At 68.9% G+C, this 911-nt stretch carries 2 protein-coding genes; one reads left to right on the top strand and one right to left on the bottom strand.

The genetic code is table 11. From position 1 onward, the window contains the following. A partial coding sequence (locus ACXJKJ_RS30235) for a DMT family transporter (protein ID WP_457395065.1) occupies positions 1 to 660 on the top strand: 660 nt, incomplete at its 5' end. A gap of 15 nt (positions 661 to 675) precedes the next feature. On the opposite strand, the gene ACXJKJ_RS30230 is transcribed toward ACXJKJ_RS30235, so the two are convergent. Next, the coding region (locus ACXJKJ_RS30230; RefSeq protein WP_457395062.1) for a putative quinol monooxygenase at positions 676 to 911 on the bottom strand (236 nt) is incomplete at its 5' end.

Below are 911 nucleotides of genomic sequence, written 5' to 3'. Positions count from 1 at the left end.
TTGCTGGTGGTAGCACTGGGCGTGGTGGTGGGGTTTCCGCTGTTGACCGCGTTGGCGCTGCAACATGTGTCATCGGCGCACTCGATCGTATTCCTGGGCCTGCTGCCGCTGAGCACGGCGCTGTTTGGCGTACTGCGTGGTGGCGAGCGCCTGCGTCCGGCGTTCTGGGGCTTCTCACTGCTGGGCAGCGCGTCGGTGGTGGGCTATGCGCTGCTTGGCGCCGGGCAGGCCTCGCTGCAGGGCGACCTGCTGATGCTGGCCGCGGTGCTGGTGTGCGGCTTGGGCTATGCCGAAGGCGCGCGCCTGTCACGCACGCTGGGCGGCTGGCAGGTGATCAGCTGGGCGCTGGTGCTGTCCCTGCCGTTGATGCTGCCGCTGTTGTGGCTGCGCTGGCCGTCCACATTGGCTGACGTAGGCAACCCGGCCTGGTTGGGGTTGGGGTACGTTTCGGTGTTCAGCATGCTGGTCGGCTTCATGTTCTGGTACCGCGGGCTGGCACAGGGCGGTATCGCCGCGGTCGGTCAGCTGCAGTTGCTGCAGCCATTCTTCGGCCTGGGGCTGGCCGCGCTGCTGCTGCACGAGCAGGTCAGCGCGGCGATGCTGCTGGTGACCCTGTGCGCGGTGGCCTGCGTTGCCGGGGCGAAGCGGTTCGCGCGCTGAGCGCGCGGCCGGGGGTCAGCTGCCGAGCCCGCCCACCGGTTCGGTCTCGAAGCGCTCGCCAAATCCGGTGATGTGTGGCCGGGCTTGGGCGATCGCGGCCTGCACCGCCGGCAACGCGAGCGAGGCACGATGCTGTTCCTGGCTGTCCCAGACTTCGGTGATCCAGATTGCATCGGGAAGGCCGGGGTCCCTGGCCACTACGTAGCTGCGGCAGCCGGGCATGTCGGCGGTGCCGTCGAGCAGGATCGCGA

Source organism: Roseateles sp. P5_E1, assembly GCF_054049335.1.
Note: the sequence above shows the minus strand (reverse complement) of the source record. Positions and strands in the feature narration are given on the sequence as shown.